Raw genomic sequence first — 19,367 nt, 5'->3', positions numbered from 1 at the left:
CTTCCCGCCCCTCATTCAAGGAGCCATCATGTTCCGCGGCCTGAGCGCCTTCCCCCTCACACCCACCAGCGAACAGGGCATCGACGAAACGGCGTACGCGGCGCTCGTCGCCCGCCTCGCCGCCGCCGGTGTGGACTCCATCGGCGCGCTCGGCTCCACCGGCGGCTACGCCTACCTCACCCGGGAGCAGCGCGCCCACGCGGCGAAGATCGCGGTGGGGGCCGCCGACGGGGTGCCCGTCATCGTCGGTATCGGCGCGCTGCGTACCGCGCACGTACTGGAGTTGGCCGAGGACGCGCAGAAGGCGGGTGCCTCCGGAGTGCTGCTCGCCCCGATGACGTATCAACTCCTCACCGAGGACGAGGTGTTCGGCCTGTACGAGGACGTCACGCGCGAACTTTCCGTGCCGCTGTGCGTCTACGACAACCCGGGCACCACGCACGTCCACTTCACCGACGAACTGCACGGCCGTATCGCGCGGTTGCCGAACGTCGGCTCGATCAAGATCCCCGGTGTGCCCGAGGATCCGCGCGAGGCCGAACTCCGCGTCGACGCGCTGCGTGCGCTGATCCCCGACACCGTCACCATCGGGGTGAGCGGCGACTGGACGGCGGCCCGCGGTCTGAACTCCGGTTGTGACGCCTGGTATTCGGTCCTGGGCGGCACCTTTCCGCAGACCGCGCTCGCCCTCACCCGCGCCGCCCAGGCCGGCCAAGCGGACCGGGCGGACCAACTGTCCGCGGGACGCGAACCGTTGTGGGCCCTCTTCCGCCGCCACGGCAGCCTGCGCGTGATGTCGGCTGCCGCCTCCCACCTCGGCCTGACGGGCGAACCGAACCTGCCGCGTCCCCTGCGAGGACTGGACGAGACCGCCCGCCAGGAGGTCGTCGCCACGCTGGACGCCCTCGGCCTCACCGCCTGAGCACGAACCACATGGGTGAGCAGCACATAGCAAGTACGCGGAGGGTGTGGGAAGTTCCCCCTTCGCCGTACAAGGGCGGCAAGGATGGACCGCAACCGCGAGGCCTCGCGGAGCATGACGGACATGTTCGCCTACTTCCGCGGACTCCTCACCAGCCCGGACACTCCGCCGGGCCCCGGACAGCCTGCGCGCCCTGGTGACCGCACAGGCCGAGAACACCGACCAGGACCCCGACGAACTCCGCGCCAACTGCGCCCTGTTGCTGATCGCCGGCCACGAGACCACCACCCACTTCATCGGCAACGCCACCCTCGCCCTCCTCCACCACCCGCACGCGGCCGAGCAGTTGCGCAAGCGGCCCGACCTGATGCCCGCCGCGGCCCAGGAACTCCTGCGCTACGACGCCCCCGTCCAGCTCATGCTGCGCCGGGCCCGGCACGACCTGGACCTGGCGGGCCGCACCATCGCCGAAGGGCAGACGGTGCTCCTGGTGTGCGGCGCCGCGAACCGGAGGGCACGATCGTTCTGGAAGCCCTGCTCACCCGCCTCCCCGACCTGCGTCTCGACGGTACCGAGCCCCCGAAGTGGCAGCGCAGCCTCAACTTCCGCGGCCTGACCCGCCTGGAGGTCGCCTTCACCCCGCCGTTGGACGAGGCCGGCGAGTCCGTTCCGGCCGGAGCCGGGGGACGCCCCGGACGCGTGACCCCGGCTGAGCCCCAACATGGTTTTCCTGAGCGCCTGTTGCACCCGTGCGCGCGCCGGACATGTAGGGGCAGACGCCAGGGAAGGAAGCACATGCCCATTGCCACCGAAGCCCAGTTCACCGAGGTGTACCGGGCGCACTACGAGGACGTGCTGCGGTTCGTCCGCCGTCGCGCGCATCCGATGAACGTCGATGACGTCGTCGGTGAGACGTTCCTCGCCGCGTGGCGCCGACGGCGCGAGGTGCCCGAGGACGCGCGGCCGTGGCTGTTCGGCACCGCCCGCAACCTGATGCTGAACGCGAACCGGGGCATGCGCCGACAGTCCGCGCTCGTCGTGCACATCGGCCGGACCGCCACCGTCGACGCCCACGACCCGACGGACGGCGTGGACAGCCGGCTGGAGCTGGTCGAGGCCTGGCAGGCGCTCGCCGCCGCCGACCAGGAAGTCCTCGCGCTGCACGTCTGGGAGGACCTGACCGCGAAGGAGGCGGCACGGGTGCTGGGCTGTACGCGGGCCTCGTACTCCATGCGCCTCACCCGTGCGAAGCGGCGCCTGGCGGGCCGACTGGGCCAAGCCGTCGCCGGGTCGTCGGCGCTCTCCCTCTCCACGCGCTGACCCCCCGCGCCCTCATGCACCCCTCACGCACCGAACAGGAAGCCAGGAATTCTCATGACCAATGACCTGCTCGCCCGCCTCGCCGACCTCGACGCCGCGCCGCGCCGCACGCCGTCCGCCCAGGAGACCGACCGCGAGGAGACGCTGCTGCGGACCATCCTCGACGACAGCGAGCGCCCCGGCCGTACGGCCGGCGCCGCGTTCCGTCGCCCGCTGGTACGACGACTCTCCTTCACGGCGGCCGGTGCGCTCGCGGCCGGCCTCGCGCTGGTCGCGGTGAACGGCGGTGTGCCCGGCATGGGCGGTTCGGGTCCGCTGTCCTCCTCGGAACTGGCCAGCTGGACCGGCACCGCCAAGAACGTGGACGTCGCCGCCGCGCGCGCCTCCGCGGCCGGAAAGTGGTGCCTGGACGCGACGGACCTGAACGGCACCGGCGCCGAGCCGGTGATCAGCAACGCGGACCTGCGCGGGAAGGTCGCCTCGATGGTCGTCACGCGCGGCGACGTGTCGGCCTACTGCCTGGCCGGTTCGGACGGCGGCGCGTCGATGGGCATCTCGCCGGTGCGCCGACAGCCCGACGGACACATCAAGGTGGACACGCTGGGTTCCCGGGGCAGCGGCGACGAGGAGCTCAACTACGTGGTCGGCTGGGCGGGTTCGGACGTCGAGGGCATCACCGTACGGGACCACGGTCACACGATCGAGGCCACGATCGAGGACGGCCGCTTCACCGCCTGGTGGCCCGACGGCGACCCCGACGGCGTGATCACCGGCACCCTCACCCTGCACCTGGCCGACGGCTCGACGCGCACGGTGAAGGGCGACACCCTGCTCGACTGACCGGTCCGGGCGAGCTCGCGATCGGCTCGCCCGTGTCATCTCCACGTGGGCCGTCGAGCCGGCAACCAGCTGTCGATGACGGCCGCCAGCTCGTCGCGGCCGGTGAAGACATGCCCGTTCATGCCCACGGCCTGCGCGGCGCGTACGTTCTCCGCGCGGTCGTCGACGAAGAGGAAGTCGGTCGGGGCGGCCCGCATGGCGACGACGCAGTGACGGAAGGCCTCCGGGTCCGGCTTCGCCGCCTTGATCTTTCCGGAGAAGGCGACGTGGTCCAGTTGGTGCAGCCAGGGTTGCGCGGCGAGGAAGGCGTCCGCGTGGTCCGAGGGGATGTTGGACAGCAGGGCGACCTCGGCGACATCGCGGAGGGACCGGACGTAGGAGACCATCCGGTCGTCGACGCGCGACCAACTGTCGATGTCGGTGAGGCGCAGTTCCTCGATCGTGTCGGCGTCGGCGGACAGGGACAGCCGTCGCAGGACGGCGGTCCAGTACTCGGACGCGGACTTCCGGCCGGCGTCGTAGGGCGGGCGGCAGCCCCAGTAGGCCGTGGCGAAAGCCTCGGTGGGTGTGTGGCAGAGGGCGGCCATCTTGCCCTGGGCGCCCGGGCGTTGGTGGCGGGCGATGACCCCGAAGAGGTCGAACAGGACGATGCCGCGGTCGGTGTGCATGGCGAGGATTCCTCCGGATTCTGCAGCCGGGGCGGGAGGAGGAGCCTGTGCGGCGCGGAGTGAGCCGCGCCGCACAGGCGGTCAGTGGCTGCCGTGTGCCATCTCGGGCGTGCGGTCGGATCCGGTGCGGAGGATCCCGGCGGCCACGGCGGTGGTCGCACACAGCAGGATCAGCAGGACGAAGGCGTGGTTCAGGGCGACGACGTGGGTCAGCCAGCCGATGGCGGCGGGGCCGGCGAGCATGCCGACGTAGCCGAGACCGGCTACGCGGGAGACGTTGGCCCCCGCGGCGGCGGGGTCGGCGTGCCCGGCCGCGCTGAACAACTGCGGGACACAACCGGACAGCCCCAGACCGAACAGTGCCCACCCCGCGAACGCGGCCCATATCCATGGGGACACGGTCACGATCGTGATGCCGACCGCGGCCGTCGTCGCGCCGTAGCGCAGGATCGCCATGGACCCGAACCGGGTGACGAGCCGGTCGGCGAGGAGTCGGCCGATGGTCATGGTCGCCGCGAAGGTGCCGTAGGCGAAGGCGGCGGTGCTCGCGGGTGCGCCGAGGACGTCCTTCAGGTGCAGCGCGCTCCAGTCGTTGGCGGCTCCCTCGCACAGCATGACCATCAGGGCGAGGGCGGCGAGGATCCAGATGCGCCTGCGGGTGCCGCTGCGGTCGGCGGACGGTGTGTGCCCAACCTTCTCCGCAGGGTCGGTGCCGGCGGTGGTGGATGCGGCCGGCAGCAGGGCGCGTGCCGATATCAGGGCGATCGCGATGCCCAGGACTCCCATGGCGGCCATGCCCGCGGCGGGGCTCAGACCGGCGCTCGCGGTTGCCGCTCCGACGAGTGCGGCGAGGACGCCCCCGACCGAGAACGTGGCGTGGAAGGCCGACATGACGGGTCGGCCGTACGCCTTCTCCACGTGCACGGCGTGGGCGTTCATGCTCACGTCCAGGCAGCCGTTGCAGAACCCGAAGACCAGCAGGGCACCGGCCAGAGTCCACGGCTCCCGGGAAAGGCCGGGCAGCACCAGGGCCGCGCCGCACAGCACGCCGGTGGCGGGGACGACGACGCGCGCCCCCAGAGCGTCGGTGAGAGGCCCGGCCACCTGCATACCGATGAAGGCGCCGAGGCCCAGCAGTACCAGCAGCCCCCCGAGCGTCGCGTGCGTGATGCCCACGCGCTCCTCTATGGCGGGGATGTTCACCACCCAGGTGCCCATCAGGGTGCCGCACAGGGTGAAGTAGACAAAGGTCGCTATGCGGGCGCCTCGGAGCGAATCATTCATGCCTATCACGGTAACGAACATCGATGGCGATTGAATACCGTCGCTTCGCACATATTGTTTGTTCGTTTTGGTTGGTGTTCAATCGCGATATGAACAGCAACGCAGACCGGCACGGGACCATCGCGCAGGCCGTCAGGGAGTCGGGCAGGGTCACGGTCCAGGAACTCGTCGAACTGACCGGCGCCTCCGAGATGACCATCCGGCGCGACCTCGACGCGCTGTCCGCGCGAGGCGTCCTCGAACGCGTCCGCGGCGGCGCACGCACCCTGCTGCTCAGGGGCGAGGAGCCGCCCTTCGCGCTGCGTGCCCACGAGGCCGTCGACGCCAAGCGCCGCATCGCCGCCGAGGTTTCCTCGCTCATCGCCGACGGCGAGACCGTCCTCCTCGACAGCGGCACCACCTGCCTGGAGATCGCGCACCTGCTGCGCCGGCGGCCGGTCACGGTGATGCCCCTGTCCTTGCAGGCCATCCACGTGTTCGGCGAGGGCCCGGGCCCAGCCACGCTGATGGTGCCCGGCGGGCAGCCCCGGGCCGCCGAGGGAGCCCTCACCGGCCCCCTCACCCTCGCCTCCCTCGCGGCACTGCGATTCGACACCGCCGTCATGGGCTGCTGCGGTCTCAGCGCGGCTCAGGGCCTGACCGCCTACGACCTCGACGACGCGGCCGTGAAGAAGGCGGGCATCGCCGCCACACGCCGCATCATCGTCGCCGCCGACGCCAGCAAACTCGGCCACACCGCCTACGCCTACGTCGGCCCCTCCACCCTCCTGCACACCCTCGTCACCGACACCGCCGCACCCGCCGACGAGGTCACCGCGCTCGAAGACACCGGCACCGTCGTCAAGGCCGTCTGACCGCACCGTCGGCCATCGGTCGTGAGATGCGACCACGGGAAGACTCGTACCCCCTCGGAGGCCCCGGCGGCAGAGGCGGTGGGTCGGGCCGATGAGTTCACCGGTTGCCCGGAGTCTTCCCCGTGACATGCCCGCCCCGCCGGCGGATCAGGAGGTGGCGGGTACCCGTGCGATGGAGGAGAGACGGAGGTCAGGATGAGCAATCCGATTCGGCTGTACATGTCGATGTCGCTCGACGGCTATATCGCCGGGCCGGACGATCGGCCGGGGCAGGAGCTTGGACGTGATGGCGGACGGCTCTTCAACTGGCTCGACGACCGGAAATCCGACGGTCCCAGCGGACAGGTCCACCGCGAGGCGATGGCGACCGGCGCGGTGATCTCCGGACGTCGGACCTTCGAACTCGCCGGGCGCTGGCAGGGCGACCACCACGACGGCGTCCCGATCCTCGTCCTCACCCACCGGGTGGACGACGGGGACGTGCCACCCGGCCACGCGCGCTTCGTCACCGACGTCGAGGACTGCGCCTGTCAGGCTCGCGCGGCCGCCGGGAACCGCCCGGTCATGGTCCATGGAGCGGGCGCGGCCCAAGCGCTCCTCCGGGCCGGGCAGCTGGACGAGATGGAGATCCACCTGGTTCCCGTCCTCCTCGGGGACGGCCGACGGCTCTTCGACCACCTCGGTGGTGATCACATCGAACTCGACCTCGTCCGACGGCTTGAGGACCGGGACGTCACGCACCTCCGCTACCGGGTGCGCCGAACCGGGGAGGCCGCGTGAAGACGCTCTTCGTCTCCTACCGCGTCACCGACCTGGACGCCTCGCTCGGTTTCTACACCGCCCTGGGCTACGTCGAGTTGGGCAGGGTCGACCTCGGCGACGGGGCTCGCCTCGTGATCCTCAACTTCCCCGGCGAACCGGCGGCCTCGCTCGAACTGGTCCACCGCCCCGACGACGGACCGGTCGACGTGGGCAGCGGTTTCGACCACCTCGCGATCCAGGTGGACGTACTCGCCACCACTCTGGAGACACTGACCGAAGCCGGCCTGGAACCGGGACCTGCCCACTACCCGGGCGGTCCCCACGGCCCGAAGACGTCGTGGCTCACCGACCCGGACGGCTACCGGATCGAGCTGGTGGAGTGGCCGCCCGGACACCCCGACGGCATCACCGCGGCAGACTTCGCCTGAGGCGGCCGCGGTCCGTGCGGTGACGAAACTCCCTCTCGACGCGACCGCGGTGCGACGCGGGGGAACAGCCCACTCCATCGGCCATGGCGGGTGACGGTGGCCAGAAACGCCCAATCACCCCTGCCCCCACCGAACTTGTGACAGCCCTGTGACTGGAACTGTGGCCTCCATCACATGCGCGGGGTGCACGCGCTGATCAGATGACCGGATGCCCAGACCCGCCACGCTCCGCCCGGCCCTCGCCCGCACCGCCCCCTTCCTGTCGGCTGTCGCAGCGACCGCTCTGCTGCTCACGGCCTGCGGGGCAGAACGCGCGGGCTCCGGGAACACCGGCGCGGCCACGGCCGAACCGTCGTCCCGCACGCAGGTCGACGACCCGGGCAAGGACGGCGTACGGATCACATCCCTGACCCTCCCGTCGGCCTCCCCGTCACCCACCCGCAGCACGTCCGTCTCCGCCGAGAGCCTCACCGCGGACTCGGGGATCTCCGCCGCCTACGAGGTGACCAACAAGGGCACCGAGACCCTGACCTACTCGGTCGTCATCACCTTCATGAGCGCCGACGGCGGGGCCATGGCCAACCAGACCGCGACGGTCCGCGACGTCGGCCCCGGAAAGACCGTACGCGGCACGATCCGGGCCGGCGAACTGCCGCCCACCACACCGCGGGTGACCCGGGCCAAGGTGCTCGAAGTGCACAAGGTCCCCTCAAGCGAGGCGCCGGCCGCACCGGGCACATGCCCCGCCTCCGGAATCCGGGTCAGCGCCGACCGGGGCGACGCGGCCATGGGGCTGCGCGTCGTGGGCCTGCATCTCGACAACTGCGGCACGCGCGACTGCAACGTCGACGGCCACCCGCTGCTGGAGCTCCTGGACGACGACTTCCAGCACGTCGACGGCGTCAAGATCCTCGACGGCGGCGGCGAGATCACCCCCGGCAGCGTGGACGACGAGCAGCCCGGTCCTGTCACGCTCAAGCCCGGCGAGTCGGCGACCGCCAGCCTGGTCTGGCACAACACCACCGAGTTCGGCACACCGGTGAACGTGCCCTATGTGCGGGTCCGGGCGAAGGCCGGCGCCGAGCCGGTGGTCGTCACCCCGAACCTCGACCTCGGAACCACCGGAAAGCTCGGGGTCACAGCGTGGCAGAAGGACGGGCACTGAGCGGACCCTGTGAATGTTGCCTTCGTGTCGTCTGCTCGGAGCAACGTGACGCGGGCACAATCGGAGTGCCCCCGGCGGCCGTTGGGAACCGTGTGGAGTGAGCGGTGCCGTTCGCCACGGCGCCGGGTACGTCATGAACGGGGATGGTTGCGATGGCGGGCGTGGAACTGACCGAACTGATAGCCCAGTTGAGGGCGGAACTCACCGAGGCCATGCGGGCCGGCGAGGACGCCGGGCTGCGGTTCGAACTCGGCCCGGTCGAGCTGGAGTTGGCCCTCTCCGTGGGAAAGGAGGGCGGCGCCGGGGGCAAGGTCAGGTTCTGGGTCGCGGAACTCGGCACCGAGGGCAAGGCGTCCCACACCTCCACCCAGCGGATCAAGCTGGTACTGGATCCCCGGCAGTCCGGCGTACCGGACCGCAGGCCGCTGATCTCCGGCGAGGAAGTCGACGGCGAGCGATGAGCGTGGGCGTATGAGCGGCGATGAGCACGGGCGTACCAGTTCCGAGAGCCTCGACCGTGCCCGCGTCGCCGAGTTGCTGGTGACCCACGCGGGCGGGCGGCGGCGCGGTTCGGGTTACCGGGTGACCGCGGACGCGGTGCTGACCGCCGCGCACCTGCTGGAGGACGCCGTATCCGTACAGGTGCGGTTCGAGCCCGACCTGCCGGGGGAGTGGACCGCGGACGCACTGTCCTGGACGGCGGACGTCGCCTCGGACATCGCCGTGGTGACCATCGCGCCCCGCCCGGGCGAACCGGCGCCGGCGGACGCCCGGTTCGGGCGGATCGGGACGCGGGCCGCCCAACTGCCGGTGCAGGCCGTGGGGTTCCCCCGCTGGAAGCTGCGCGGGACAGCCGGGACGTCGGAGACCGCGGGGACCTGGTTCCGGGACAGCGCACACGTCGTCGGGGCGGCGGCCCTGCTGTCGCACTGGCGGGAGCGGACCCTGGAGATCGTCGTCACCGCCCGGCCCGCCCCGGGCGGCGCTGCGTCTCCGTGGGAGGGCATGTCCGGGGCCGCGCTGTGGGTGGAGGACCGGATCGTCGGCGTGGTCACCAAGCACCACCCGGGGGACGACCTGGGCACTCTGACCGCCGCGCGGTTCGACCTCGCACTCGACCAACTGGCCCCCGAATTACGGCAGTTACTGCCGGTCCCCGAGCAGTCGGCGCAGCTGCCCGGCGCCGTACCCGCCGCCGACCGGGCGGACGAGGCGTTCGCCGACAGGTACCGCGCCTTCATGGCCCGGACCCTGAACCGCTTCGAGTTCTTCGGCGTCGACCCGCGCGGCATCCCCCGCCGCCACACCTTCGCCACCGGCTACGTCCCCCTGACGGTGAGCCCGCGGGACACCGGCGACGAGCCGAAGAACGCCGTGACCGCCGGAGTCCGCGCCGACCAGGGCCTCGGCGACCAGGAGCGCGCCCTGGTGCGCGGTGTGGCCGGCTCGGGCAAGAGCACGCTGCTGCGCTGGCTCGGGGTGCACGCCGCTCGCCGCTCCGACGACCTGGGCGACCCCCAACCCGTGCCGTTCGTCCTGGAGTTGGCACGGTTCAGCGGCGGACGCCCGCCCTCCCTCGACGAGTTGGTCGCCCCCGTGCTGCGCCCCGAGATGCCGGCGGGCTGGGTCGGGCGCATGCTGGCGGCGGGCCGCGTGCTGCTGCTTCTCGACGGCCTGGACGAGATTCCCCCGCGGGAGCGGGAGCATCTTGAGTACTGGGTGGACGAGCATGTGGACGCGCATCCCGGCACCCGGTGCATCGTCACCACCCGCCCCTCCGTCGTGGCCGAACGGTGGTGGGCGGACCGCGAGTTCCAGCGGTACGACCTGTTGCCGATGAGCCGCCACAGCATCGACCAGTATGTGCACGCCTGGCACGAGGCGGCCCGCGACGACCAGCCCGCCACCGCCCTCGGCGACGAGGTGCGCGCCGAACTGACCCGCTGCGAGCGGCAGTTGCTGATCACGCTGGCCAACCGGCCCGCGCTGCACGGGATGAGCGCCAACCCGCTGCTGTGCGGTCTCCTGTGCGCGCTTCATCTGGAACGCGCCGAGCATCTCCCGGAGAGCCGCAAGCAGGTCTACGACGCCGCCCTTGACCTGCTGCTGGTGCGCTGGCCGCATCTGCGGCGCCGGCACCGCGCGTTGGACGACGGTGGGTCCCACGGCTCCGCATCCGCCCCGGCGACCGGCACCGAACCGCCGTTGCGCGGCGAGGGGATGACGAAACTCCTCCAGCGCCTGGCATTCTGGCTGGTCACCAACCGCCAGCTGGTGCTGGCGGAGGACCTCGCCCTGCGCCGGGTGCAGTCGGCCATGCTCGGGCTGCGCGGCGACGGGGACGCGGAACGGGTGAAGGAGTACCTGGCCCAGGAGAGTGGGGTCGTACGCGAACTGTCCGACGGTTCACTGGAGTTCGTCCACCGGACCTTCCGTGACCACCTCGCGGCGAAGGAGGTCGTCGAGGAGGACAACCTGCTGCTCCTGGTGGACAACGCCGACAAGTCGAACTGGCACGACGTGGTGATCATGGCGGGCGCGCACGCCCGCCCCTCCGAACGCATGTGGCTGCTGCGGCAGTTGCTGGAACGCGGCCGGACCGAACCCGCCCACAAGGACGCCCTCTTCCTGCTCGCGGCCGCCATCCTGGAGCAGACCGACGTCCTCCCGCAGCAGGACGGCAGCTCGCCCGACGTACGCGACCAGGTCAACGCGGACCTGGCCGAGCTGATCCCGCCTCGCGACCGGACGGCCGCCGACCAGCTCGCCGCGGCCGGTCCGTTGGTCCTCAGCCTGCTGCCCGACCCCGGACGCGTCAATGACGACCAGGCCGTGCTGCTGGTCCGTGCGGTGGCCAGGATCGCGGCCCGCTGGAACCCCTTCGGCGTCGTCGGCACGATCAAGCAGTACATCGCGGCGAGCCGCTCCCCGGGTCGCATGATCAACGAACTGCTGGAGGCGTGGGGCCGGCACGGGGACTACGAGACGTACGCGCGGGACGTGCTCGGCGAGATCGACTTCAGCCGGTTCGACGTCGAGCTGCAGAACGGCCGCCGCATCGACCACATCGACTACCTGAAGTCCATCGTCACCCTGACGCTGCGCAACAGTGTCTTCGATCTGACCCCGCTGACCGCCCTGCCCGACCTGCGCCGTCTCACCCTGCGCGACAACGGCATGACCTCGCTGCGCCCGCTGATCGGGTGCCGCTCCCTCCGGGCTCTCATCCTGGACCGGTGCGCCAGGAACGCCGGCACCCTGCCCGTGGACCTGTCCCCGCTGCGCGATATGCGGCTCTCCCGGCTCGTCGTCTCCGGCATCACCACCCGCGTCGACCTCGCCGGTCTGTCCGGCGTACGGCTGGACAGCCTGCGCATCGAGTCCCGCACGCACGACCTGGCCCGTCTCCCGGCCGGACTGCGGGTACGTCACCTGAGCCTGGTGGCCGGTGCGCGCGGGATCCGGTTCGACGAGGTGGACGGCCTCCGCTCGGTCGTCCTCGACTGGTCGCCGGAAGCGGACCTGCAGGCCATGACCGCCGCCCTGCCGGACCTGCGCCGACTCGTCCTGCGCCAGGTACCGCCGGGCACCTCCGTCCCCACGCTCCCCGGCATCCGGACCACGGTCTGCCCGGCCCGGCGCCCGACGACGGGCTGAGGCGCACGGCCACGCCACAACTGCCCTGCCGAGTACCCGACTACGAGGTCGAGGGGGATGACGGATCGGGCCGGCTCCGGCGCGGGGCGCTCGAACGCCTCACCCGGCGCCCCGCGCGCCCGCGTCCCCGCGGAAGGCCCCGGCCACCACAGGGACCAACTGCCGCTCGATCTGCTCGGCGGACGTGGCGGCCAGCTCCGCGCCGATGGGCGCCAGGGCAAGCCAGTTGAGCAGGCCGGCCGCACAGCGCGTACGGAAGTTCAGTTCCTGCTCGTCGACTTCGGGAACGTGAGGCGTCAGCACCCGGAGGACATCCCGGCGACTCCGGACGAACTTGCCGGTCAGCCGCTCCCACCCCTCGGGCGGATCGATGCCGACGCGGGCCACGGTCCGCATCACGGCCAGGTCCTGTCCACCGGCCGCGAGCGCGCGCACCATCGGCCCGGCGAAGGCTGCCGCCACCTCCTGGAGAGTCGGAGCGGAACCAAGGGAATCGATGGCCTGTATCTGAGCGTCCAGATACCGTTCCAACGCGTGCTCGATCGCCGAGTCGCACAGCGCCTTCAGTGACCCGAAGTGGTAGCTCACCGCGGCGACGTTGGCACCCGCGCGCTCGGTGATCTCGCGGAGGGTCAAGCCGTCCTGGCCTCGCTGCGCGAGCAACTCCAGGGCGGCGGCCTGCAGACCGTCCCGCGTCCGTTGACCGGCCTCGCGGCGCAGATCTGTCTTTTCCACCCTGGTCATGGCATGTATTCAAGCGGTTGCTTGAGTGCATTGTCAAACAGTCGCCTCGCGGATCGAGGCCGCCCGCGTGCTGCCGCACCCTCCCCGAGGCCACGCGGCCACACAATTCAAACGGCGGCTTGACAACTTGCGCCGCCGTTCATAAAGTCAAGCGAGCATTTGATTTACTAATAGCCCGTGAGGGGTCGAAGTCGTTGCGACGCGCTCCGTTCCCTGGCGGCACATCTGGAGGAACACGACATGAAGCTGCTCAGCCGGAAGTCGATCACCGCCGCGACCGCGATAGCGATCCTGGGTGGTCTCTCGATCGCCGCTGTGCCGTCACAGGCCGCAAGCCCCGCCCACAACAAGGCGGCGGGACAGGGCGGTTCGGCGGTCCAGGACCTGACCCCCCGACAGCTGGCGGAACTACCGCTCACCGACCGCCACTTGACCAAGCGCGAGCGGCACAACCTCGCCGTCGTCCTGCGTGACTACTACGTGGCGGAGGGCAGCCACATCGACGTCCCGACGTTCGTCGGCAGCTTCGCCAAGGACGGCGTCTTCAACGACATGGTCGCCGGCCAGGCCTATCGGGGGACGGCACTCGGCAACGTCCTGCCCTACATGAAGAGCCTCTTCTCCGATGTCCACCGCGACCTCAAGCGCATCACCGTGAACGGCGACGTGATCAGCATCGAACTGTCGATCCAGGGCACGTTCGACGGACAACTCCAGTCACCGACGGGCGGCGTCGTCAAGGGCAACGGCCACAAGGTCGACGCACCCACCGCCGACTTCTGGTACCTGCGCGACGGCAAGGTCGAGCAGTTCAACTGCTTCGTCGGCTACTCGAAGATGTACTCCGACATGGGCGTGAACTTCGACTGGGCCTCGGCGGTCAACAAGCACTGAGCCGACGGTTCCCTGGTGGGTGATGCGCGGGCGGTACAGGCCGCGCATCACCCACCAGGCCTTGGCCGCCGCGTGCGCCGGGCGCACCAATTCGGGGGCCTCACCGAGGAGTTCACCGAACGGCCAGGACGCGGTCGTAGGACTGGCGGGCCGAATGTCGCCCAACCCCACCCAGACAACGCCGACTTGATGGCGCGATCAACCACAGAGGAGCACACCGGCATGACCACCCGGCTCGGAATGGGTCTCCCGCAGAATCGGCAGTACGACCTCGCCAACTCTGTGGCCGCCGCGGTGCAGGTGGACGGTGTAGGTGGCCCAGCGGGTGCGGAACAGGTCGCCCTGGGTGGAGAGTCCGCCGAGCAGGTCGGTCAGCGCCTTGTCGTGGTGGGTGCGCTCGGCTTCGTCGAGGTGGAGGGCGGGAGAGGGCTTCCCGTAGTCCGCGGGCAGGCCCACGCCCGTCACGCACAGCGGCACGCTCTCGATGACGCGGCCGTCGACGAAAGCGGCGGGCGACGCGCCGATCACACCGCCCGTCAGAACCCCTCGGGCGAGGGCGACGGGAGTGTTGTGCGTGGGCGGCGGTGCGCCCTGGATGATCGTCACAGGGGGGACTGTGCCGGGCCGGGGTGATCGCCAGTAGGTGCGGAAGGTGTCGATACCGGCACGTACGCGGCACCGCTTCCGCTGTTTCCGCCGTTTCCGCTGTCTCCATTGCTTCGGCCGTCGATCCCGGAGCCTTTTTCGCGCCCGTTCATAGTGCTCACCGTTCGTCATCTTGCATGCTGGGAGAGGGAGTTGAGATCGGCCGGCTGTGCTCCGGGAAGGGGGCGTTCGTGGGGAGCGAGTCCGTGAAGCCGCCTGGACGTGTCGCTGTCATCGGCGTGGGCATCCTCGGAGCCTGCGTGGGCTGGAACCTGGCCCGGCGCGGTGCCGAGGTCGTCCTCATCGACGCGGGCCGGCCTGGCGAAGGCGTCACCGGCTGGTCCTTCTCGTGGGTCAACGCCGGCAACAAGACCGTGACCAGGCCCTACTTCGACCTGAACGTCGCGGGCATGGCGGCGCACCGTGAGCTCGCCGGGATCATCGGGCCGGACTCGTGGTGGTATCCCAGCGGCCACTTGCGCTGGGCGGACGATCCCGTGGCGGAGGCGAAGTTCCTGGAAACCGCTGAGTTGCTGGGCAGTTGGGGTTACCGGGTCGAGGTGTCCACGGGGGCCGAGGTGCGCCGCCGCCTCGAACCCGCTCTCGCAGTGCCCGACGAGGTTCCCGTGCTGCTCTACCCGGACGAGGCCTGGGTGCACGGACGTCATCTCGTCGACCGCATGGTCGGCCAAGTCGTCGCAGGGGGCGCCGAGTTACGGTCCTGTACCGCGGTCCGTGACATCGGGACCGGTGCCGACGGGAGCGTCCGGACCGTCGCTCTGTCCGACGGCAGCCGTCTCGACGTAGACGTCATCGTGAACGCGGCGGGCCCCAGCGCCTCCCATGTCGCCGGGCTCGTCGCACGGCAGTTGCCGATGCGCCAGGAACCCGGCGTCGTCACCCGGATCGACTGTGCGCGGGTCCCGATCCATCGGGCCATGCACGCGCCTCACATCGAGATGCGTCCGGACGGAGACGGTTCGATGGTCCTGCACAGTCGCGAGATCGACGCGCTCATCGACACGGGCGAAGAACCGGCGGAACTGGCGCGGCTGCTCCACGAGTTGGCGCGACGCGTCGTTCCCGACCTCGCCGGCTCCCGCATCGCACAGGCACAGGTGGCGCACCGGCCGATCCCGGCCGATGGTTTCCCCTCGGTGGGAGCGGTGCCGTCCGTGCCGGGCTACTACGAGGCCGTCTCCCACAGCGGCATCACCCTCGGGCCGGTGATCGGCCGGCTGCTCGCGGCTGAGATCCTCACCGGGGAGAGGGACGAGCTGCTCGCGGACTTCCGACCGGAGCGATTCCCTCAGTGACAGATCACGCTGGGCCTGGGCCTGGGCCTGGAGAAGGCATCAGTCGACGGGCGGCGGCGGTGGAGTGGCGGGGCGGTCGGGCTCCGCAAGCCAGGCGTCGTACGCGGCATAGGGCGGCACGACGCGCGACGCCGAAGTGGGACGCGGTGACCAGACCGGCGGACGACGCCGTTCCGTCCTCGGCCGGAATGTCCGTCCGGACGTATCGCTGGAGTCCTGGTCGCTGGAGTCCCGGCCGGACTTCTCGTCGGGCTTCCTGCCCGCGGGCTCTTCCGCGTCGATGGGGGCGTCGTACCAGAACACCTTGCTCAGCCGACGCTCCCGGACAATCACGTACCGGGCGGTGACGAGCGACTCGGGGACCATCGCGCAGGCGAGCCAGAGGGTTCACCACACGCCGGCGAAGAAGCCGAACAACAGGGAGAGGACCGTCGGAAGCGTCAAGAAGCCCCACTCCGTGCCGCGCGCCAAGGACGTGCTCGTGGCGGGCAGTGCCGTCCCGGGCGCCAGCGGTCGTGCGCTCTTCGCTTCCGCCCGCACTCTGCTCATCCTGCCGGGCCAGAAGGCGAACACCGCGCTCGCGACCGCCCAGTACGACAGGTGATACACCGTGTCGTCGTCGAACGGTTCGCCGAAGCCCCGCACGGCACCCACGACGAGGAGTGTGATCGCCGAGCCGATCAACGGCACAACCCTCCCACATCAGGTGAAAGTGAACCACGAACCGATGGTCAGGTTCGTGGGCATACCTCGGCCCTTTCGTGGTAGACGCCAGGGCGGCGGCAGGGCCGCGATCGGGAGGGGTGCGGCAGCCGGGGGAGCCGGGCACCCGTCGTCGTCGATCACTCGGTGCGTACCGAGTCTTGAGAGACGTTTTACGCGACGCACGCAACTGAGGCCCCCTCTGCCGCTGTCTGACAGTGAGTCGGGCCCGTCAGGGTCAAGGTCGAGGAGCTAGAGAGTGGGGCAAGTCGTGGGACGGCGCAAGGGCAGCATAGGGATCGCACTCGTCACGGGTGCGGTGCTGGTGGGTGCGAGTGCCTGCGGTGGGGGCGGCAGCGACAAGGCGAGCGGGGACGACGCGAAGGCGTCGGGCAAGGCGAGTGCGACCGCCTCTCCGTCGCCGACGAAGCCCCTGGGCCCGCCGATGCTGCTGGACACGATCACCCCGCAGACGGGCACGACGGTCGGTGTGGCCATGCCGATCTCGGTGATCTTCACGAACCCGGTGGCGTCCACGGCACGGGCCACCGTCGAGAAGCACATGAAGGTCAGCGCCTCGCAGTCGGTGGTCGGCGCCTGGCACTGGATGGGCGACAAGCGCGTCGACTGGCGCCCGAAGACGTACTGGCCCTCCGGCACGACGGTGAAGATCGACGCCGACATGAAGGGCGTCAGCAACGGCAACGGCCGCTACGGCGTGCACAGTTACACGCACACCTTCAAGGTCGGCGACGACGTCCGCGCGGACGTCTCCGTCACCAACCACACCATGAAGGTGACCAAGAACGGCGCGGCGGTGCGCACCCTGTCGATCAACGCGGGCAGCGCCGAGTACCCGACGTGGGACGGCACGATGGCCGTCATCGACAAGCAGAAGAAGGTCCACATGACCTCCTGCAGCGTCGGCATCAGCTGCGACAAGGGCAGCCCCAACTACTACGACCTGACACTGCCCTGGGACATCCACCTCACCCAGTCCGGCACTTACGTGCACTACTCGACCGGTGACCCGAACCCGGGCAGCGGCAGTGCCCGCGGCTCGCACGGCTGCGTCCACCTGTCCCTGTCGGACGCCAAGTGGTTCTACGGCCAGGTCAAGCAGGGCGACCCCATCACCATCACCGGATCGCCCCGCGGGAAGGCCCCGGCCGACAACGGCTACGCCGACTTCAACCTCGGCTGGGACCAGTGGCTCGCGGGCAGCGGCTCCGGCGAGGGGACGACCGCGGCGCTGTGACGCGCCGCGGTGACGTCACCGGGCCGCGCGACGACGGGTGTCAGCAGGTGCGTCCGGCGTAGTGGGCGCCCTGGATCTTGCGGGCGGAGCCCAGCCAGGTCGTACCGCGTGCGACGCACCGCTCGTAGTCGCGCGCCCGGGCCACCTCGACCTTGATGACGACCCGCGAACCGTCGGTCGTGCAGTGGCGGTAGAAGGCGTCGGACCCGGTCTCGTAGAAACCGCAGGGACCGGCCGCCGCGGGACTCGCGGCGGCCGCGGCGCCGAGCGAGCCGAGCACGAGAGCGGCGGAACCGAGGGCGCTGATCACCGTACGACGAAAACGCAAAGGAACTCCTTGGTCAGGGAAGTGGCGGTCCTGGAAGGACTGTCGCTGCCGCCTGGGCCGACAGCCGTTCCAGGATCGCCGCACTGACCTGCGCTGCCGGTCGTATGCCGCCGCGTTCACCCGGTGAATCGATTTGCCGCTACGTCGATCGGATGGTTCCGGCACCGGGACCGCATAAGCAGCCGGTGCCCGGAACCGATCAGCGTGGGCTGGGCCGGGTGCCTACGCCCAGCACCCGTTGACCGTGGCCGCGAGCCCGTCCAGGGCGTCCTTCGTGGCGTCCGGGGCGGCCGTGGAGTTGTTCTCGATGAAGGAGAAGATCTTCCAGCGGCCGTCCTCGGCCTTGGTCAGGCCGCTCAGTGCGATCGCGCCCGTGAGTGTGCCCGTCTTGGCGCTGACCTTGCCGACGGCGCACTGGGAGTCCGCCGTGTCGAAGCGGCCCCACTCGGGGCCCAGGGTCGAGCCGGCCTCGCCCGCGACGGGGAGGCCGTCCACGATGTACTTCAGGGTCGGGGCGTTGGCGGAGTCGTCGGCCAGGTCGAGGATGTCGGCGATGGTCTGGGCCGGGATGCGGTTGGAGCGGGAGAGGCCGCTGCCGTCGTGGATCTCGAAGTTGGCCAGCGATACGCCGTACTGGGTGAGGACCTGGCGGACGACCGCCGTGCCGTCCTCGAAGGTGGCCGGGCGGCCGGCGGCCAGCGCGGTGCTCCGCAGGAGGGTCTCGGCGATATCGTTGTCACTCACCTTGAGCATGTGCTTCACGATGGACGACAGCGTGCCGGACTGGTGCTGGGCCACCGGGACCGCTGTGAAGCCGGCGGTGGCGTGGGTGACGCTCCCGGTGACGGTGACGCCCTGCCGGGCGAGGAGCTTCGCGAAGATCTGCCCGGCGTCCAGGGATGTGTCCGTGACGTGGCGGCCGTCGACCACCAACGCCCGTACGGGGGCTATGGAGTCGGGGTAGTAGCCGTCGTTCCAGCCGGTCGCGAGGGTGGGCGCGGGGAAGAGGCTGTCGTCCACCGTCAGCTTCACCGTGGTCAGGCCCGCGTTCTTCAGGCCCGCCACGGCAGTTGTGGCCATCGTGGTGAGGTCGGCGGTGGTCAGGGTGCGGTCCCCGCCTCCGACCAGGGTGAGGGTGCCGTTGTCGTAGACGACCTTCGTGGTGAAGCGGTGGTCGGGGCCGAGGATCGTCAACGCGGCGGTCGACGTGGCGAGTTTGGTGTTCGACGCGGGCATCAGCGCGGTGGTCGCCTCGTGGCCCCATACGGCCTTCTTGGACTCCGCGTCGATCACGACGCCGCTGAGCGTGCTGCCCAAACGGGTGTCCTGGACACGGGTGTCGAGGTTGTCCGCGATCTTCTGCTCGGCGGTGTCGAGCGTGGCGGCGGTGTTGGCGACGGTCTTCTCGGCGGCGAAGGCGGAGGTGCCGAACAGGATCGTCCCGGCGACGGGGGCGGTCACCGCTATGACGGCGGCGCGGCGGAGCGCCGGACTCATCGCTCTGTTCTTGCGGTGACGTCCGCTCGCGCGGTCTACGGAGGGGGAGTTGGGCATGGGGGCCTCGCCGCGGGGTGTGTGGG

At 70.5% G+C, this 19,367-nt stretch carries 21 protein-coding genes; 13 read left to right on the top strand and 8 right to left on the bottom strand.

Annotated features, from left to right (window positions below; genetic code table 11):
- From AC31A1_RS25005 to AC31A1_RS24990, 4 genes are all read left to right on the top strand, one after another.
- Nucleotides 1–922 (top strand): dihydrodipicolinate synthase family protein (locus tag AC31A1_RS25005; protein WP_489655470.1); only part of this gene is annotated, 922 nt, incomplete at its 5' end.
- 196 nt (nucleotides 923–1,118) lie between these two features.
- Nucleotides 1,119–1,538: a cytochrome P450 gene (locus AC31A1_RS25000; RefSeq protein WP_489655469.1), complete on the top strand. Its 420-nt coding sequence runs from the start codon at nucleotides 1,119–1,121 to the stop codon at nucleotides 1,536–1,538.
- A gap of 179 nt (nucleotides 1,539–1,717) precedes the next feature.
- Nucleotides 1,718–2,242 (top strand): RNA polymerase sigma factor, encoded by a 525-nt coding sequence (locus AC31A1_RS24995; RefSeq protein ID WP_489655468.1) that lies wholly within the window; start codon nucleotides 1,718–1,720, stop codon nucleotides 2,240–2,242.
- 54 nt (nucleotides 2,243–2,296) lie between these two features.
- Nucleotides 2,297–3,082: a hypothetical protein gene (locus tag AC31A1_RS24990; protein ID WP_489655467.1), complete on the top strand. Its 786-nt coding sequence runs from the start codon at nucleotides 2,297–2,299 to the stop codon at nucleotides 3,080–3,082.
- 35 nt (nucleotides 3,083–3,117) lie between these two features.
- Here AC31A1_RS24990 and AC31A1_RS24985 read toward each other — a convergent pair whose 3' ends face one another.
- Together AC31A1_RS24985 and AC31A1_RS24980 are read right to left on the bottom strand one after the other, a co-directional pair.
- Complete coding sequence (locus AC31A1_RS24985) at nucleotides 3,118–3,750, bottom strand: HAD family hydrolase (RefSeq protein ID WP_489655466.1); 633 nt, start codon at nucleotides 3,748–3,750, stop codon at nucleotides 3,118–3,120.
- An 81-nt stretch (nucleotides 3,751–3,831) separates the two neighbouring features.
- A complete protein-coding gene (locus AC31A1_RS24980; protein WP_489655465.1) occupies nucleotides 3,832–5,034 on the bottom strand; it encodes an MFS transporter in 1,203 nt (400 codons plus the stop codon).
- A gap of 89 nt (nucleotides 5,035–5,123) precedes the next feature.
- Here AC31A1_RS24980 and AC31A1_RS24975 point away from each other — a divergent pair, with 89 nt between their 5' ends.
- The 6 genes from AC31A1_RS24975 to AC31A1_RS24950 all read left to right on the top strand — a co-directional run bounded on the left by AC31A1_RS24975 (nucleotide 5,124) and on the right by AC31A1_RS24950 (nucleotide 11,900).
- Complete coding sequence (locus AC31A1_RS24975) at nucleotides 5,124–5,888, top strand: DeoR/GlpR family DNA-binding transcription regulator (protein ID WP_489655464.1); 765 nt, start codon at nucleotides 5,124–5,126, stop codon at nucleotides 5,886–5,888.
- Between the two features lie 195 nt (nucleotides 5,889–6,083).
- Nucleotides 6,084–6,668: a dihydrofolate reductase family protein gene (locus AC31A1_RS24970; RefSeq protein WP_489655463.1), complete on the top strand. Its 585-nt coding sequence runs from the start codon at nucleotides 6,084–6,086 to the stop codon at nucleotides 6,666–6,668.
- Entirely contained in the window at nucleotides 6,665–7,078 is a 414-nt protein-coding gene (locus AC31A1_RS24965; RefSeq protein ID WP_489655462.1) for a VOC family protein, read from the top strand. Before AC31A1_RS24970 ends, AC31A1_RS24965 begins: the two co-directional genes overlap by 4 nt.
- A gap of 208 nt (nucleotides 7,079–7,286) precedes the next feature.
- Nucleotides 7,287–8,243, top strand: a complete 957-nt coding sequence (locus AC31A1_RS24960) for a DUF4232 domain-containing protein (protein WP_489655461.1) — start codon at nucleotides 7,287–7,289, stop codon at nucleotides 8,241–8,243.
- Nucleotides 8,244–8,404: 161 nt separating this feature from the next.
- Nucleotides 8,405–8,704 carry a trypco2 family protein gene (locus tag AC31A1_RS24955; protein ID WP_489655460.1) on the top strand — a complete coding sequence of 100 codons (300 nt, stop codon included), beginning with the start codon at nucleotides 8,405–8,407 and terminating at the stop codon, nucleotides 8,702–8,704.
- 10 nt (nucleotides 8,705–8,714) lie between these two features.
- Nucleotides 8,715–11,900 carry an NACHT domain-containing protein gene (locus AC31A1_RS24950; protein WP_489655459.1) on the top strand — a complete coding sequence of 1,062 codons (3,186 nt, stop codon included), beginning with the start codon at nucleotides 8,715–8,717 and terminating at the stop codon, nucleotides 11,898–11,900.
- Between the two features lie 99 nt (nucleotides 11,901–11,999).
- On the opposite strand, the gene AC31A1_RS24945 is transcribed toward AC31A1_RS24950, so the two are convergent.
- Nucleotides 12,000–12,644 carry a TetR family transcriptional regulator gene (locus AC31A1_RS24945; protein ID WP_489655458.1) on the bottom strand — a complete coding sequence of 215 codons (645 nt, stop codon included), beginning with the start codon at nucleotides 12,642–12,644 and terminating at the stop codon, nucleotides 12,000–12,002.
- 240 nt (nucleotides 12,645–12,884) lie between these two features.
- Here AC31A1_RS24945 and AC31A1_RS24940 point away from each other — a divergent pair, with 240 nt between their 5' ends.
- Nucleotides 12,885–13,538 carry a nuclear transport factor 2 family protein gene (locus tag AC31A1_RS24940; RefSeq protein ID WP_489655457.1) on the top strand — a complete coding sequence of 218 codons (654 nt, stop codon included), beginning with the start codon at nucleotides 12,885–12,887 and terminating at the stop codon, nucleotides 13,536–13,538.
- 198 nt (nucleotides 13,539–13,736) lie between these two features.
- Here the strand turns inward: AC31A1_RS24940 and AC31A1_RS24935 are convergent, their stop codons facing one another.
- The gene (locus AC31A1_RS24935) at nucleotides 13,737–14,144 is read right to left on the bottom strand and encodes a hypothetical protein (protein ID WP_489655456.1); all 408 of its coding nucleotides are present in this window, start codon (nucleotides 14,142–14,144) and stop codon (nucleotides 13,737–13,739) included.
- Nucleotides 14,145–14,389: 245 nt separating this feature from the next.
- Between AC31A1_RS24935 and AC31A1_RS24930 the strand changes: the two genes are divergently transcribed.
- Entirely contained in the window at nucleotides 14,390–15,499 is a 1,110-nt protein-coding gene (locus AC31A1_RS24930; RefSeq protein ID WP_489655455.1) for an NAD(P)/FAD-dependent oxidoreductase, read from the top strand.
- 39 nt (nucleotides 15,500–15,538) lie between these two features.
- Here AC31A1_RS24930 and AC31A1_RS24925 read toward each other — a convergent pair whose 3' ends face one another.
- Nucleotides 15,539–15,865 carry a hypothetical protein gene (locus AC31A1_RS24925; protein ID WP_489655454.1) on the bottom strand — a complete coding sequence of 109 codons (327 nt, stop codon included), beginning with the start codon at nucleotides 15,863–15,865 and terminating at the stop codon, nucleotides 15,539–15,541.
- A gap of 21 nt (nucleotides 15,866–15,886) precedes the next feature.
- Complete coding sequence (locus AC31A1_RS24920) at nucleotides 15,887–16,153, bottom strand: hypothetical protein (protein ID WP_489655453.1); 267 nt, start codon at nucleotides 16,151–16,153, stop codon at nucleotides 15,887–15,889.
- 307 nt (nucleotides 16,154–16,460) lie between these two features.
- Here AC31A1_RS24920 and AC31A1_RS24915 point away from each other — a divergent pair, with 307 nt between their 5' ends.
- A complete protein-coding gene (locus AC31A1_RS24915; RefSeq protein ID WP_489655452.1) occupies nucleotides 16,461–17,459 on the top strand; it encodes a L,D-transpeptidase in 999 nt (332 codons plus the stop codon).
- 40 nt (nucleotides 17,460–17,499) lie between these two features.
- Here AC31A1_RS24915 and AC31A1_RS24910 read toward each other — a convergent pair whose 3' ends face one another.
- Nucleotides 17,500–17,787: a DUF6355 family natural product biosynthesis protein gene (locus AC31A1_RS24910; protein ID WP_393754921.1), complete on the bottom strand. Its 288-nt coding sequence runs from the start codon at nucleotides 17,785–17,787 to the stop codon at nucleotides 17,500–17,502.
- A 222-nt stretch (nucleotides 17,788–18,009) separates the two neighbouring features.
- Nucleotides 18,010–19,284: a D-alanyl-D-alanine carboxypeptidase/D-alanyl-D-alanine endopeptidase gene (dacB, locus tag AC31A1_RS24905; protein WP_489655471.1), complete on the bottom strand. Its 1,275-nt coding sequence runs from the start codon at nucleotides 19,282–19,284 to the stop codon at nucleotides 18,010–18,012.
- Nucleotides 19,285–19,367 lie beyond the last annotated feature (83 nt).

The organism is Streptomyces sp. P5F9 (assembly GCF_057961495.1).
Note: the sequence above shows the minus strand (reverse complement) of the source record. Positions and strands in the feature narration are given on the sequence as shown.